This is a genomic window from Sphingomonas sp. GW821-FHT12D09 (genome assembly GCF_058807215.1).
Window position 1 is genome coordinate 712,988 of sequence record NZ_JBXAQL010000002.1, and the last position, 15,185, is coordinate 728,172.

Below are 15,185 nucleotides of genomic sequence, written 5' to 3' on the forward strand. Positions count from 1 at the left end.
TCAAATGACGACCACAACCATGTTCACGCCCGCCCTGATCGGCCCGGCCATCGGCGATGCGTTCAAGAAGCTGAGCCCCAGCCAGCTGGTGAAGAACCCCGTGCTGTTCACCACCGCAGTGGTGGCGCTGCTGCTGACGGTCCTGCTGTTCATCGGCGGTACCGGCCTGTCGATCGGCTTCCAGGTCCAGCTGATCGCCTGGCTCTGGCTCACGGTGCTGTTCGGCACCTTTGCCGAGGCGCTCGCCGAGGGCAGGGGGCGGGCCCAGGCCGCCTCGCTGCGGGCGACCAAGTCCGAGCTCACCGCCAAGCTTCCCGACGGGAAAACGGTGGCGGCCTCGCAGCTTCGCAAGGGCGACGTGGTCCTGGTCGCGACCGGCGACCTGATCCCGGCCGACGGCGAAGTCATCGAAGGTGTCGCCTCGGTCAATGAAAGTGCGATCACCGGCGAAAGCGCGCCGGTGATCCGCGAGGCGGGCGGCGACCGCTCGGCGGTGACCGCGGGTACGCGGGTGATCTCGGACCGCATCAAGGTGCGGGTGACGCAGGAGCCGGGCCAGGGGTTCCTCGACCGGATGATCGCGCTGGTCGAAGGCGCCGAGCGCCAGAAGACGCCGAACGAGATCGCGCTGACGATCCTGCTCGTCGGGCTGACGATCATCTTCCTGATCGCAGTGTCGACCATTCCGGCCTTTGCGGCCTATGCCGGTGGCGCGGTGCCGGTGGCGATCCTGGCGGCGCTGCTGATCACGCTGATCCCGACGACCATTGCCGCGCTGCTCTCGGCGATCGGCATCGCGGGGATGGACCGGCTGGTGCGCTTCAACGTGCTCGCCAAGTCGGGACGCGCGGTCGAGGCGGCGGGCGACATCGACGTGCTGCTGCTCGACAAGACCGGCACAATCACGATCGGCGACCGCGCGGCGAGCGACTTCCGTCCGCTGGGCGGAGTGCGCACGGACGAGCTGGCGCGCGCCGCGCTGCTCGCCAGCCTGGCCGATGAGACACCCGAGGGCCGCTCGGTGGTGACGCTGGCGCAAGGCAAGTATGCGGTTGCGACCAAGGCGCTGCCCGAAGGCGCCGAGATCATCCCGTTCACTGCGCAGACCCGCATCTCAGGTGTGCGCATGGGTGAGAATTTGATCCAGAAGGGCGCGGTCGATGCGATCGTGCGCGCGCATCCAGGCGTGGGCGACACGCCGGTGGGCGCCGACATGCGCCGTATCGCCGACGAGATTGCGCGCCAGGGACAGACTCCGCTGGCGGTGGCCAAGGATGGCCGGTTGCTCGGCGTGATCGCATTGAAGGACGTGGTGAAGGCCGGCGTGCGCGAGCGGTTCGGCGAGCTGCGCCGGATGGGCATCCGCACGGTGATGATCACCGGCGACAACCCGCTTACCGCCGCCGCGATCGCCGCCGAGGCCGGGGTGGACGATTTCCTCGCCGAGGCGACGCCCGAGGACAAGCTCGCGCTGATCCGCAAGGAGCAGCAGGGCGGCAAGCTGGTCGCGATGTGCGGTGATGGCACCAACGACGCGCCGGCGCTCGCCCAGTCCGACGTCGGCGTCGCGATGAATACCGGCACCCAGGCTGCGCGCGAGGCGGGCAACATGGTCGACCTGGACAGCGATCCGACCAAGCTCATCGAGATCGTCGGCCTGGGCAAGCAGCTGCTGATGACGCGCGGCGCGCTGACCACCTTCTCGGTGGCCAACGACATCGCCAAGTATTTCGCGATCATCCCGGCGATGTTCATCGTGCTCTACCCGTCGCTCGGCGTACTCAACGTGATGCAGCTGGCAAGCCCGCAAAGCGCGATCCTCTCGGCGATCATCTTCAACGCGCTGATCATCCCCTGCCTGGTGCCGCTGGCGCTGAAGGGTGTGAAATACCGCCCGATCGGCGCGGGGCCGCTGCTCGCCCGCAACTTGGCGATTTATGGGCTGGGCGGGGTGCTGGCGCCGTTCGTCGGGATCAAGCTGATCGACCTGGTCGTGTCCGGCCTTCACCTCGCCTGAGGAATAGACAGATGTTGAAAGACTTCACCACCGCGCTCCGTCCGGCGATTGTTCTGACGGTCCTGTTCGCCCTGCTGCTGGGCATAGCCTATCCGGCGGCGCTCACCGGCGTCGGCCAGCTTGCCTTCCCGAACCAGGCGAATGGCAGCCTGATCGTCGAGGACGGCCAGGTCCGTGGCTCCGACCTGCTCGGCCAGGGCTTTGCCAGCCCGGGCTATTTCCACGGCCGCCCCTCCGTCGCCGGCGCCAATGGCTATGACGCCAGCGCTTCGGCCGGCTCGAATCTCGGCCCGGCATCGCAGGCGCTGTCCGATCGCGTGACCAAGGACATCGCCGCCACCCGCACACCACCAGCAAACTCGGTTCCCGCCGATCTGGTGACCACCTCCGCCTCGGGGCTCGACCCTCACATCAGCCCCGAGGCGGCTCTTTACCAGGTGGACCGAGTGGCCAAGGCGCGCGGGCTGAGCGCAGACAAGGTGCGGGCGATCGTGCAGGCGCATGTCGAGAAGCCATTGCTCGGCTTTCTCGGCGAGCCACGCATCAATGTGCTCGCGCTCAATCGCGACCTCGACAAGCAGGCCCGCCAAGGCGCACAAGCCGCGCGGTGAGCGACGCGGACCAGAGACCCGATCCCGATGCCCTTCTGCGCGCCGCCGCGCAGGAGGGCATCGGCCGTCTGAAGGTGTTCCTTGGCGCCGCGCCGGGGGTGGGCAAGACCTATGAGATGCTCACCGAGGCGGCGGCGCACCGCAAGGCGGGCGTGGATATCGTCATCGGCGTGGTCGAGACGCACGGCCGCGCCGAGACCGAGGCGCTGGTCCAGGGGCTGGAGATCGTGCCGCGCCGCCCGGTGGAATATCATGGCCGCACCATCGCCGAGATGGACCTGGACGCGATCCTGGCCCGCGCGCCGCAGCTCGTGCTGGTCGACGAGCTTGCCCATACGAACGCGCCCGGCAGCCGGCACGACAAGCGCTATCAGGATATCGAGGAACTGCTGGCCGCGGGGATCGACGTCTATTCGACGATCAACATCCAGCATATCGAGAGCCTGAACGACGTCGTCGCGAGTTTCACCAAGGTGCGGGTGCGCGAGACGGTGCCGGACCGCGTGCTCGAGCTCGCCGATATCGAGATCGTCGATCTGCCGCCCGACGAGCTCATCGCGCGGCTGCGCGAGGGCAAGGTCTACGTCCCCGAGGAAGCGACGCGTGCGCTCGGGCATTTCTTCTCCAAGTCGAACCTGACCGCGCTGCGCGAACTGGCGCTGCGCCGCGCGGCACAGGCAGTCGACACGCAGATGCTCGACTATCTGCGCACCCATGCGCTGGCCGGCACCTGGGGCGTGGGCGAGCGGCTGGTGGTGGCGGTGAGCGAGCTGCCCGGCTCGGCCGAACTGGTCCGTGCCGCCAAGCGCATCGCCGATGGCCTGCGCGCGCCGTGGACCGCAGTCCATATCGAGACGCCGCGCACGGCCCGCTTCGGCGACGCCGAGAATGCCCAGGTCGCCGCGACGCTGCACCTCGCCAGCCAGCTGGGCGCGCAGGTGGCCAGCGTGCCGGGGGAATCGGTGCTCGACGGGCTCAAGCGCTTTACAGCCGAGGCGCGCGCGACGCAGCTGATCGTCGGCAAGTCGGCGCGCTCGCGCTGGTTCGAGCTGCGCCACGGATCGGTGGTCGATCGGCTGGTGCGCGAGACGCCCGGGATCGCCGTGCATGTGCTGCCGATGCTCGAAGCGCCGGCGCCGAGCGGGCCGGTACGGCGGCCGCGCGGGGAATGGGGTTCGCCGGGCGTCTATGCCATCTCGCTGGCGCTGGTTGCGGCTGTGACCTTGCTGGGGGCGAGCCTGTTCTCGTTCGGCAGCATCACCAATATCGGGCTGCTCTACCTGCTGCCGGTGATGTTCGCGGCGACGCGCTACGGCGTGCGCGCGGGCGTGGTGACCGGGCTGATCTCGTCGCTAGCCTACAACTTCTTCTTCATCCCGCCGACCCACACCTTCACGATCCAGGACCCACAGAACATCATCACCGTGCTGGTGCTGATGGGCGTCGCGGTGGTCTCCAGCCAGCTCGCCGCGCGTGTGCGGGCGCAGGCGGGGCTGGCCCAGCGCAGTGCTGCGCAGAACAGCACGCTTGCCGGCTTCGCGCGGCTGCTGACCAGCATGAGCACGCAGGAGGAACTGGGCCAGACCTTGTGCGCGGAAGTGGCGCGGCTGCTCGATGTCAGCACCGTCCTCCTGCTGCCCGAGCGCGGCCAACTGGCGCTGAGCTCGGCGTTCCCGCCCGAGGACCGGCTCGAGATGATCGAGCAGGCGGCGGCGCAATGGGCGTTCGACCACAATAGCCCGGCGGGCCGCGGATCGGATACGCTCACCGCATCGGAATGGCTGTTCCATCCGCTGGCCGCCGGCGGGCGCGCGCTCGGCGTGTTCGGCGTAGCGCGCAGCGATGCGGGCAACCCGCTGCGCTCCGACCAGCTGCCCTTGCTGCTCAGCCTGCTCGACCAGGCCGCGCTCGCCTTCGAGCGGATCGCGCTGGAGAGCGAGATGGCGACGGTGACGCAGTTGAAGGAACGCGACCGGCTGCGCGCGGCTTTGCTCTCCTCAGTGAGCCATGACCTGCGCACGCCACTCACCACTATCCTGGGCATGCTCGGCGAGATGCAGCCGGTGGGGGAGGAGCAGGCGCACCAGCTTGCCGCTGCCCGCGCCGAAGCCGGGCGGCTCAACCGCTTCGTCGCCAATCTGCTCGACATGGTGCGGATCGAGGCGGGGGCGCTGCACCAGTCGATCGAGCCGGTCGACCTGGCCGAGGCGGTCGCTGCCGCAGTGCATGACCTGCGCCGCGTGCTGGAAGATCATCCTGTGCGGCTCGACGTGCCGCCGGAGCTGCCCTTTGCTTCGCTCGACCCACAGCTCTTCCACCACTGCCTGATTAACCTGATCGAGAATGCCGGAAAATATGGCGACCCGGGCTCGCCGATCACGATCGAGGCGCGCCGCCAGCCAGGCAGCATGACCCTGAGCGTGATGGACGAAGGGCCTGGGCTGCCGCCAGGGGACGAGACGCGGATATTCGAGACGTTTGCGCGGATCGAGGGTTCGGACCGCAAGGGCGGCACCGGGCTGGGGCTCGCCATCGTGAAGGGCTTTGCCGAGGCGATGGGGCTCAGCGTGTCGGCCGCGAACCGCAGCGACCCGGCCGGGGCGGTCTTCACGATACGCTTTCCGGAGGCATTGTTGCGTAAAGGTAGCGCGGGCGAATGAGCCAGCAGGCGAAGATCCTCGTTGTGGACGACGAGCCGGCGATCCGCAGACTGCTCGGTGCAGGGCTGGCGCGAGCGGGCTACCGGGTGGTCGAGGCGGGCAACGCCCGCGACGCCATGAACGCGATGCAGATCGACAAGCCGGAGGCGGTGCTGCTCGACCTGGGGCTGCCCGATCGCGACGGGCTGGAGCTGGTCCCGCTGCTCAAGGCGGCGGGGGCCTCGGTGCTGGTGGTGTCGGCGCGCGATGCGACCGATCAGAAGGTGACGGCGCTAGATCTGGGTGCCGATGATTATGTCACCAAGCCTTTCGATACCGAGGAGGTGCTCGCCCGCATCCGCACTGCATTGCGCCACCGCCTCTCAGCCGAGGCCGAGGCACCGGTGGTGAAGATCGGCGCGATCGAGATCGACCTGACCGCGCGGCTGGTGCGCAAGGCTGGGGAAGAAGTGCACCTGACGCCCAAGGAGTTCGGGTTCCTCGCCGAGCTGGCCAAGCATCCCGGCCGCGTGGTGACGCACAGCCAGCTGCTGCGCACCGTCTGGGGGCCGGGGCACGAGCATGACGTCGAATATCTGCGCGTGGCGGCGCGCGGGGTGCGCCGCAAGATCGAGGACGATCCGGCTGTCCCCTCGGCGATCCGCAACGAGCCTGGGGTGGGCTATCGTCTGATGGGGTGAATGGTGCCGAGTGCAGGAATCGAACCCGCGACCTTCGGTTTACAAAACCGCTGCTCTACCAGCTGAGCTAACCCGGCACGCACCAGACAGTCGCGGAACCCGCGGCCGTGTGAGCCTCTGCTAGGATCGGCTGGCCCGGTCAAGAGACGCCGGAGCCAAATCGCTGCCCGGCGACACCGCGCGTCGCGGCCTCAGTCGAGCACGACCTTGTCGGCGTGCCGGGGGTCGAAACCGCGGGCGCGGCGTTCATATTCCTGCGCCATCCCCATGTGCGCGCGAAAGCTGGGCATGCCCTTCGCCTTCAGTGCGGCGTCACGCTCCTCGTCGGCGCGCTGGGCGAAATACTTGCGGTCGGTCATATCCCCTCCGGAACCATCCGTTTCCGATGTAAGGGGTCGGTGTGGCGGCCGCATTCCGTACAATCGCGTATGTGTGGCCGAGGCGTGCTCGGGCAGCGACAAATGGTGCCGAACCCTCTTCGCGCGCGGTGCTTGCGGATACGCTGCGGCTGGGCGTAGCTATGGGCGTTCTGCAGCGAGCTCCGGAGCCGCGACATGCCGATGCTGATGACCACGGGCGCGATGATGACGTGCAGCTTCGGCGTGGCGCCGAGCAGCCTCAATATCCTTCCGACCAATTGCGTGATTGCGGGCAACATGCCGGCGGCGACGATTGCCGACAATATTCCGATGCTGAACATCCCGCCCTTCGGCATGTGCAACAGCCTGGCAAACCCCGCAGTGGCAGCCGCCACCGCCGCCGCGCTCGGCGCGCTTACGCCGATGCCGTGCACGCCCGTGCCGGCGGGGCCCTGGGCGCCGGGTGTGCCCACGGCGACGATCGGCAATGTGCTCGCGCTCAATGACACCTGCAAATTGACGTGCGCCTATGCGGGGGTGATTCAGTTTACTGCGCCGGGCCAGACAACCGTCCAGGCATGACTAAAACCATTTCGGTGCTTTTTCTTAATGTCATTGCTGTCAACTGAAAATCCGCGATCTTATACGTTGCCAACCCCGACTTTAGAGCTAAGTTGTTCCAAATCGGGCTTCCCCCGGGGGTTTGGGCAAGTATGGGGACGGGCAGGACGCAGCGGCATGCCGTCGTGAGTCGGCTGGGACGGGGCGTTGCCGCCCTGTCATTGCTGCTGCTTGCCTCCCTTCCTCTGACCGGGTGCAAGACTCCCAAGATCCTGTGCTTCAAGTCTTCCGGCCTCGGCACGCTCGCCTTCAACTCGACCGAGGCCAGCAATGACCACCACGCGATGACGATCGACCTGGTCTTCATCACCGAGAAGGAGGTGTACCAGTCGATCTCGAAGATGAAGGCGCAGGACTATTTCAAGAACCACGAGCAGCTCGAGCGGGATTTCCCCAAGGGCTATCGTTTCACCCAGTGGCAGGTGCAGCCCGGGCAATATCTCGAAGCCACTGCCGCGCATGCGCCATGCAATCTGATCGGCAGCTTCATCTTCGTTAGTTATCGCGGCGACGGCGAGTTCCGCCAGCGCCTGGGCAAGGAGAAACGAGGCACGCTTATGCTGGGGAAGAAGGACTTCAAATGGATTCCGGAAAAGGGCTGACCAGCGATGCCGATTGATCCCGCCGCGATTCCGGACATGATCCACTGGTATGAGGGCATGCTGCTCATGCCCGCGCATTTCCAGGAGGCGAGCCGCCGGCAGGAAGCGCTTAGCGGCTATCTCGCCCAGGCGGCCATTCCGCATGCCTGGGGCGTGCGCCGGCTGCGCTTCCGGCTGGAGGACGGCGTGCTCGAAGTGCTCGAGCTCGAGGCCGTGATGCCGGACGGCATGGTCGTCATCCATGACGCGGGGAAGGGCAATGACCTTCCGCTGCGCATCCTCCTCAAGGACCGGTTCGAAGGGCGCAAGCCCAAGACGGTGTTCCTTGTCGTCCCCATCTGGAGCCGGCGGACGGCGGCGATGGACGAACCGGAGCCGGGCGTGCTGCTGCGCTATCGTTCGGTGCCCGGCACCCGGCTGGAGCCCGACGACTTGCCCGGGGATGAGGATGCGGCGAGCGAGGCGATGCGCGAGCGGCCCTGGCTGCGCCCGGCGTTCGATCTTGTGGTCACCGACGACGCGCTCGATCCGCCCGGCGCCAAATATGCCAGCCTGCCGCTGGTGCGTGTCTTCCAGGATCCGGAATCGACGATCGGCCCCGATTCCTATGAGCCGCCCCGGCTCGACATCGGCGCGTCGCGCTACCTCCAGCAATGCGCACGCGACGTGACGCAGGAGCTGCGGGCCAAGGCGCGGTTCCTTTCCGAGCGGATGCGTACCGATCCGGGGATGATGCAGCAGGATGCCGGCGGCGGCCTCCAGGCGATCGAGATGCACCTGCGCATCGTGATGCGCCGCTTCCAGACGCTCCAGAACAATTCCGAGAAGCTGCAGGCGGTGGCGCGGTCGGTGCCACGGCTCGAGGCGCTGCTGCGCGACGGAACCGCGCATCCCTTCACGCTCTACCTCGCCCTGTGCGACGTGGTGGGCGATCTCGCGCTGATCAGCGGCGAACTCAACCTGCCCGATCTGCCTCCCTATTGCCATGCCGACACGCTGCCCGGGTTCGAGGCATTGAAGACGCATATCATCCGCATGCTCGATACGCTCAACCAGCGCTTCCGCACCGTGCCGTTCGAGCGCGCGAGCGAGAGCCGGTTCGAGCTGCGCTTCCGCCCCGAGGATCTGGGCAGCCGCTTCACCATCGGCGCGGTGCGCGGGCGCGGCGCGGCCGCCAGCACGGTCGGCGGCTGGGTCGCCAAGGCCGCGATCGCCTCGGGCGACCAGATGCCTGACCTGCGCCGCCGCCGCGTCGCCGGTGCCCCGCGCAAGGCGATCGAACGTGACGACACGCTCGATCTCTCACCTTCGCCGCTCACCAGCCTGTTCAGCATCGAAGTGTCCGCGGACATCAGTATCGAAGACGGGCTGCTCGTCATCGAGAACAACGCAGCCGAGGGCCCGACCGACATGCTGCTCTACGTGCCGCGTAATATCGAGGCGGACGATGTGCATGGCGCGCCATGAAGCCGTTCGCGCTGGGCCAGCAGGAGGAGTTGGCGGCGGAGCAATTCCGCAGCTTCTATGCGCAGCTGGCCGCGATCCGCGATGCGATCAATGCCGCGCCGGCCCAGGCGGCTGAAGGCGATGCGGTAGCCGCGGGGCTCGGGCGGCAACCGACCCCCGATACGGTCCGCGGGCAACTGGCGCGGGCGATCGCCGGATTCGGCTATCATCCCGATGCCGCCGAGACGCTGGGCATGGTCGATCCGGGCTATGTCATGGCCGCGGTCGCCGACGAGGTGTTGCTGGTCCAATGCCCGCGCTGGGCGGGGCAGGCGGCGTGGATCGACGAACCGCTTGAATTCCGGCTATTCGGCAGCCGGCTCGCCGGCGACCGGGTATTCGAGGCGCTCGACGAGCTGATCCGCCGCGACCGCGCAGATCCGCGCACCGCGATGGTGATCCTGCTCGCTTTGCTCTCCGGCTTTCGCGGCCGGTTCGAGGGCCGCTCCGACCATGGCGAGGTCTGGCGGCGGCAACAGGCGCTGTACGAGCTGGTCTGCCGCCAGCCCTATGTCGCGGACGATCCTTCGCCCTATAACCTGCCCGATGTGAGCGGGATCACGCTTACCGGCGAGAGCCAGCGCCCGCTGCCCCGACTGTGGCCGTGGATCATCGGGTTGGCCGCCGTGCTGCTGGCCTATCTGCCGGTGAGCCATCTCGTCTGGTGGTTGCAGGCCGAGCGCGTCTATCACCGCGCAGAGGCGATCGTGAAGGACGATACGCCCCTCCCAGCACGGTCGCCGCGGCCATGAACAGCGCGTGGCTCGCGGCAATCATCGGCATCCTGGTGATCCTCCTGATCGTAGGGGTCATCCTCGTGGTCCGCAGCAGCCTGACCAAGGCCACCAAGATCAGCGTGCTCCCCGGGGCGCCGCCCGCCGAAGCCGAAGAGCCGGTCCGTAAGCCCGGCGACATCGCGCCGCCGGCGACGTTGCGCACCGCGCTGGCGATCGCGATGCGCGAGCTGCGCGTGCTCGTCGCCGGGGGCAGGGGGCCGACCGACATGCCCTGGTCGCTGGTGATCGGCGCTGGCGGCGACACGCTCGCGCCGCTGCTGCCGCCGCCGCCGATCGAGGCCGAATATGCCATGGGCTGGCTCGACGACCAGGACGTTGCCCGCGCCGGCACGATGAGCTTCCGCACCGGCGGCGTGGTGATCGGCTTCGAGGACGGGCTGGTCGCCCAGCCCCAGGCCGAGCGGCGTCTGGTGGACCTGCTGCGCGAGGTCGAGGTTATCCGGCCCGACCGGCCGGTCGATTCGCTCGTCATCGTCGTGCCCTGGACCTTCCTTGCCGAAGCGGAGGAGGCCGCGCTCAATGCACGCGGGCGCCAGCTCTACAATCTCATCCTGACCGTGCAGCAGCGCACGGGCTGGCGCCTGCCGGTCTATGTGCTGGTTACCGAGGCCGAGCAGCTGCCGGGATTCCCCGCGATCGCCCGCGCGGTGCTGGCGCAGGCGCTCAACCCGGTGGTCGGATGGGCGGCGCCCAGGACGCTGGATTCGGTATTCCAGTCGAGCTGGGTGGACGATGCATTCGACGCGATGTGCGGCGCGCTGTCGATCGAGCAACTGCACGTGCTGATGGGGATCGAAGGCGCGCCTACCGACCCGGCGCTGGGCCCAGCCGCCAACGACCAGCTTTCCGAAGACGTGCTGCTGCTGCCCGCCCGGCTCGCCGAGAAGCGGCCGGCGCTGCGGACGCTGCTTGGCCAGATGCTGGAGAACAGCGTCTACCACGAATCCTTCATGCTGCGCGGCATCTTCCTCACTGGAGATACCGAGCCGCCGGCGCCCAATCCCGTCGGGGATGCTGCAGGGGGGGCTCCACCGCCAAGCGCGGAGGCGACGCGACCGCGCCTTCCAGAACGTCTCGCGCAGCTGCTGTTCCTCGAAAAGATATTCCCCGAATCCGGCCTTGCCCAGCCGGCCTATGGCGAGCGCACGCGGCGCCACCGCATGATCCGCCGCACCCAATATGCGCTGCTCGCCGCCTGCCTGGGTTTCGCGGTCGGGATCGGGCTGATCCGCTATTATGCCGGGCATAGCGTGCCGCCGCTCGATACGCTGCTCCGCAACATTGCAGCGATCGAAGTCGCGGCAGATCAGAACCGCACCGAGACGCGCGATGGGTCGGGAGGCTGTTCCGAGCGCAAGGCGCGCGTCGGCGGCGACAAGACCGAAAAGGAATTCCAGGAAAGCCGCAAAAACTCGGTGCAGCTGCTTCAGCGCATGTCCGAGCTCGACCTGCACCGCATCGAGACCTGGCTGGCGCCGACGTCCTATTTGACCGGCGCCAACCAGATGGTCGAGGATGCGATCAAGAAGAGCTTCCACGACGTGGTGTTCAACGCGATCGGCGACAGCATGGCGACCCCGGCGGGCATCACCGCGCTGCTCGCGGGCGACAAGCCGATCGAGAATTGGCGTCCCGACGAAAAATGGCACTATGTCGGCGCCGATTTGCGCAATGCCGAGGAGAATGGCGGCGATGTCGCTGACGATCGCAGCGATATCGCGAGCTTCGGCGGCGATTTCGAAGGCTATTGGGGTGCCACGCTGCGCAACATCGCCACCTATGATCGCCATTTCCAGCTCGCCAGCGACATGAGCGGCAAGACGCCGGAAAGCGTGGGCGTGCTGCGCGGCTTCTCCGAAGTCGTGCAATATTCGCTCGGCGAGCAGCTGCCGCCGCAGTTCACCCGCAACTACCGCGTCTATTCGCAGGGCATAACCGAGGCTTCGGTGCCGTGCCTCAACACCAGGATCGTCCAGGACACGCTCCGGCGCATCGTGTACAAGCGCTACAAGACCGCGGCCCGCATCTACTATCTCGGCAATCCGGTCTCCGACTCCTGGCACAAGATATCGAACTGGGTCGATGACAAGTCCCAGACCGGAATCTCCGAGGAGGGGCTGCGCAAGCTGGTCGAGCATATCGACATCATGGCCGCCGCGCTGGCCGAGCCGCGCCGTTACGCCTGGATCTATGCCAGCGGCAGCGATCTGCCGCTCCCGAACATGGCCGCGCTGGAGGGGCTGGAGACCGTACACACGGCGCAGTTGACCGACCTGCCCGGCCAGGCGCTGTCGCTCGCCGAGCGACAGGCCCAGGACTTGCGTTCGGCGCAGCTGTTCGGCTCGCTGCTGCTCGATCGCGATGCCAGCCCGGAGGCGCTGGCGCTGCTGGCCAAGCCGGTGCCGCCCTCGGTCGCCACCGCCCCGGTCAACCCGCCGGTGGCCCTGCCCAAGCTTTCCCAGCCGACGATCGATACGCGCAACTTCCTGCGCGCGCTGTTCGCCCAGCCTTTCATGGTGCCCGAGGGCGAGCCGGGCATCGGCTATACCGGCGCACGCGCCGGCTGGGACATAGCGCGTCTGCAGGCGGTGCAGGGCGCGCTGAAAAACTATACCGATTTCCTGGCCGAGAGCAGCGGCCAGATGCCGGGGACGCTGCACAAGATCGCGATCGACCTCTCCGCGCAACGCTTCGGCCAATATGCCGAGCGTCTGGTCTCCCAGGCCGCGCAGCCCTTGTCGGCCGTGGTCGGCGGAGCGCAGAACGGCGTGGATGCAGGGGCGGCCAATTTCGGCCAGGCGCTCCCGCTGCTGATCAACATCCGCGAGACGCTGCGCGGCATCGGCTCGGGTGATGTCGCCGCCCGGCTGGACCAGCGCGTCGCCGCACAGGCCGGGCTGCTGCTTGCCGATGCGGATCGCGAGCTCGACAATGGCGGGGGCCCCTATGCGGTCGACGATATCAGCCTCAGGGCATGGGATGGCACCGGCTCGCCGGCAGCGGCGGCTTACGGCGTCGACACGATCGACGATCTCAAGGCGACGCTGCCCCAGCGCCGCGGGCGCGTGATCGCGCTGGCGCGGGGGCGAGTGGCGCCGCTCGTGACCTATCTGCGCGAAACCCCGGCGGCCAGCGCGGCCAATCTCGCGCGCGCCAATCGCTGGCAGGCGATCCTGCAGACGCTGGACGCCTATGACGGCAACAGTCCCAGCAATTCGCTGAGCCGGCTCGAACAGTACATCACGGTCGATCTCGACAAGCTCGACTGGCGCAAATGCGCGCAGACGCTTGGGGGGCGCATCCGGCAGGGCGATTATTTCGCGCAGCAGCAGGCGGCGATCAAGGTCAAGATGATCGCGCATTGCCGGCGCGTGGCGACCGCGACGATCGAGGAGAAGTATAACGGCCTGCGCCAGCTCTTCAACGCTACGCTGGCCGGGCGCTTCCCCTTCTCCAGCTACACATCCTCGCCCGCGGCCGATCCGGCGAACGTCCAGGAATTCTTCGCGCAATATGGTCCGCTGCTGCCGGAGCTGAAGACCGCGCTTGAATCGGCGACGCATCTTGGCGAGCCTGGGCGCAGGGCTGCGATCGTGCTCGACCAGCTGATCGACGTCGAAAAGGCGCTCGCGCCGATGCTCGATGCGGGCGATGCCACGCTCACCTACAATGTCGGCGTCGACTTCTTCCCGAACCTGCCGATCGCCGTCGGCCAGTCGCAGGTGCTCGGCGCGACCATCGGCACGCCGGAATCGCTTGCCCGGGACGACGGAGCGGCCAATTTCCTCTGGCACAATGGGGAGCCGGTCGCGATGCGGCTGCGCTGGGCGGCGAATGCGCCGACGCTGCCGCTTACCGCAGACGGAAAATGCCTGCCGCTGCCGGGAGGCAATTTCTTCGAGCAGGATGTCGCCGGTAATTGGGCGCTGCTCCGCCTGCTGCGCGCGCAGGGCCCATCGCCGCGCATCGGCGAGACCGCGCCGGGCGTCGCCATCGCGTTCGAAGTGCCGCTGTGCGAGAACCGCGCGCGCGCCTCGGGCGGCGATCCGATACGGGACCGCGCACGTATCTTCCTGCGCCTCACCTTGTCGCGGACGGTGCACACGCCCGACAAGCCGGACCGCCAAGTGCCGGTAGTCCTGCCGCCGTTCCCGGAAAGCGTGCCGTCGCTGGTCGCGGGCGCGCAGCGATGAACGCGGATCTGGCGGAGCGCGTCGCCGAGCTGCTCGAGCCGATTCCCGGCGACGCGCCGACCGGACGGGACATGCGCTATGAGAAGGAATATCGCAGCATCCTCGAGGCGCGCCGCGAAGAGGATGCGCGCACGCCGCGCGGCGTGTGGGTGCGCGAGGTCAAGCAGGCCGATTGGGCGCTGGTCGAGCGCCTGTGCAGCGATCTGTTGCGCGAAAAGTCGAAGGACCTGCGTGTCGCCGGCTGGCTCGGCGAGGCATGGGTGCATCGCCATGGCTTCGCTGCTCTCGCACCGACGTTGCATCTGATCGCGGGCCTCTGCGAGCGTTATTGGGATGCGCTCCACCCCAACATCGACGGCGATGCCGATGTGCATATCGGGGCGATAGAGTGGCTGAACCAGCGGCTGCCGCTGGTCCTGCGCCAGCTGCCGGTTGTGATTCACGCCCTGGTGCCGGACACCCGCTTCAGCTGGGCCGATCACGTCAATGCCGAGCAGCTCGAGACCGTACGGTTGAAGGATACCGCTGCGGCACAGCGTGCCGAGGCGGGTGGATCCGTGACGCGCGAGCGGTTCGATGGTTGCCGGGACCGGACCGCCACCGAGGTCCTGGTCGAGATCGCCGCGGCGATGGCCGACGCGCGTGAAGCGCTCGATGCGCTCGACACGGTGCTCGACGCGAAGTGCGGCCGCGACGCCCCCGGGCTGGGCCGCATCCGCGGCGTCGTCATGGAAATCGGAGCCTTCGCCACCGAAACGCTGGCGGGGAGGGGGGCACCGGTGCCGCTGGCGCTGCCCGAATCGGTGGCTGCTCCCTCGCCGGTCGCGGCACGCGTGGTGCCGGCGTCGGCGCTGGCAATTCCCGCACCGCCGGCTTCGCGCGAAGCCGCCTATCGCCAGCTTGCCGCGATCGCCGATCTCCTTCGAGTCGTCGAGCCGCACAGCCCCGTTCCCTACGTCCTGGATTACTTGGTGGAGTGGGGTGACATGCCTTTGAATCAATTGGAATCAGAGCTGAATGCCAATGGCAGCGGCATGTCTATTCTGCTCTCCGCGATCGGGCTGGCGATGCGCGAAGAATAAATCTCTACAACCGTTTCGGTTCTATTTTAGAATCTAGTTGTAAATCCCAAAAACTCA

11 protein-coding genes and 1 tRNA gene are annotated in these 15,185 nt (G+C 67.6%); 10 read left to right on the top strand and 2 right to left on the bottom strand.

The features are described 5' to 3' along the window. Positions 1-4: 4 nt before the first annotated feature. The 4 genes from kdpB to AC1RPL_RS13375 are packed head-to-tail and all read left to right on the top strand — an operon-like array spanning position 5 to position 5,968. A complete protein-coding gene (gene kdpB / locus AC1RPL_RS13360; protein WP_493069776.1) occupies positions 5-2,017 on the top strand; it encodes a potassium-transporting ATPase subunit KdpB in 2,013 nt (670 codons plus the stop codon). Between the two features lie 11 nt (positions 2,018-2,028). Further along, positions 2,029-2,628, top strand: a complete 600-nt coding sequence (gene kdpC / locus AC1RPL_RS13365) for a potassium-transporting ATPase subunit KdpC (protein ID WP_493069777.1) — start codon at positions 2,029-2,031, stop codon at positions 2,626-2,628. Beyond that, positions 2,625-5,288, top strand: coding sequence for a DUF4118 domain-containing protein (locus tag AC1RPL_RS13370; protein WP_493069778.1), 2,664 nt, complete (start codon positions 2,625-2,627; stop codon positions 5,286-5,288). Before kdpC ends, AC1RPL_RS13370 begins: the two co-directional genes overlap by 4 nt. Continuing rightward, positions 5,285-5,968: a response regulator gene (locus tag AC1RPL_RS13375; RefSeq protein ID WP_493069779.1), complete on the top strand. Its 684-nt coding sequence runs from the start codon at positions 5,285-5,287 to the stop codon at positions 5,966-5,968. The genes AC1RPL_RS13370 and AC1RPL_RS13375 overlap by 4 nt, the downstream gene beginning before the upstream one ends. A gap of 1 nt (position 5,969) precedes the next feature. Here the strand turns inward: AC1RPL_RS13375 and AC1RPL_RS13380 are convergent. After that, positions 5,970-6,045, bottom strand: a tRNA-Thr gene (locus tag AC1RPL_RS13380). Between the two features lie 114 nt (positions 6,046-6,159). Continuing rightward, positions 6,160-6,327: a hypothetical protein gene (locus tag AC1RPL_RS13385; protein ID WP_493069780.1), complete on the bottom strand. Its 168-nt coding sequence runs from the start codon at positions 6,325-6,327 to the stop codon at positions 6,160-6,162. Between the two features lie 195 nt (positions 6,328-6,522). On the opposite strand from AC1RPL_RS13385, the gene AC1RPL_RS13390 reads away from it, so the two are divergent. The 6 genes from AC1RPL_RS13390 (at position 6,523) to tssA (ending at position 15,128) form a co-directional block, all read left to right on the top strand. Continuing rightward, positions 6,523-6,909, top strand: coding sequence for a DUF4280 domain-containing protein (locus tag AC1RPL_RS13390; RefSeq protein ID WP_493069781.1), 387 nt, complete (start codon positions 6,523-6,525; stop codon positions 6,907-6,909). Between the two features lie 200 nt (positions 6,910-7,109). Next, positions 7,110-7,550: a hypothetical protein gene (locus tag AC1RPL_RS13395; protein WP_493069782.1), complete on the top strand. Its 441-nt coding sequence runs from the start codon at positions 7,110-7,112 to the stop codon at positions 7,548-7,550. A gap of 6 nt (positions 7,551-7,556) precedes the next feature. Next, on the top strand, positions 7,557-9,017 hold the full coding sequence (tssK, locus tag AC1RPL_RS13400) for a type VI secretion system baseplate subunit TssK (protein WP_493069783.1): 1,461 nt from the start codon (positions 7,557-7,559) through the stop codon (positions 9,015-9,017). Continuing rightward, on the top strand, positions 9,014-9,808 hold the full coding sequence (locus AC1RPL_RS13405) for a DotU family type IV/VI secretion system protein (protein ID WP_493069784.1): 795 nt from the start codon (positions 9,014-9,016) through the stop codon (positions 9,806-9,808). Before tssK ends, AC1RPL_RS13405 begins: the two co-directional genes overlap by 4 nt. Beyond that, a complete protein-coding gene (locus tag AC1RPL_RS13410) occupies positions 9,805-14,046 on the top strand; it encodes a type VI secretion system protein (protein WP_493069785.1) in 4,242 nt (1,413 codons plus the stop codon). The genes AC1RPL_RS13405 and AC1RPL_RS13410 overlap by 4 nt, the downstream gene beginning before the upstream one ends. Beyond that, positions 14,043-15,128 carry a type VI secretion system protein TssA gene (gene tssA, locus AC1RPL_RS13415; protein WP_493069786.1) on the top strand — a complete coding sequence of 362 codons (1,086 nt, stop codon included), beginning with the start codon at positions 14,043-14,045 and terminating at the stop codon, positions 15,126-15,128. The genes AC1RPL_RS13410 and tssA overlap by 4 nt, the downstream gene beginning before the upstream one ends. Positions 15,129-15,185 lie beyond the last annotated feature (57 nt).

Bases quoted from the DNA above. Each gene is read 5' to 3' on its own strand.
- AC1RPL_RS13405 (WP_493069784.1), top strand. From the start codon at position 9,014: ATGAAGCCGTTCGCGCTGGGCCAGCAGGAGGAGTTGGCGGCGGAGCAA.
- tssK (WP_493069783.1), top strand. From the start codon at position 7,557: ATGCCGATTGATCCCGCCGCGATTCCGGACATGATCCACTGGTATGAG.
- AC1RPL_RS13390 (WP_493069781.1), top strand. From the start codon at position 6,523: ATGCCGATGCTGATGACCACGGGCGCGATGATGACGTGCAGCTTCGGC.
- kdpC (WP_493069777.1), top strand. From the start codon at position 2,029: ATGTTGAAAGACTTCACCACCGCGCTCCGTCCGGCGATTGTTCTGACG.
- AC1RPL_RS13410 (WP_493069785.1), top strand. From the start codon at position 9,805: ATGAACAGCGCGTGGCTCGCGGCAATCATCGGCATCCTGGTGATCCTC.
- AC1RPL_RS13375 (WP_493069779.1), top strand. From the start codon at position 5,285: ATGAGCCAGCAGGCGAAGATCCTCGTTGTGGACGACGAGCCGGCGATC.
- kdpB (WP_493069776.1), top strand. From the start codon at position 5: ATGACGACCACAACCATGTTCACGCCCGCCCTGATCGGCCCGGCCATC.
- tssA (WP_493069786.1), top strand. From the start codon at position 14,043: ATGAACGCGGATCTGGCGGAGCGCGTCGCCGAGCTGCTCGAGCCGATT.
- AC1RPL_RS13385 (WP_493069780.1), bottom strand. From the start codon at position 6,327: ATGACCGACCGCAAGTATTTCGCCCAGCGCGCCGACGAGGAGCGTGAC.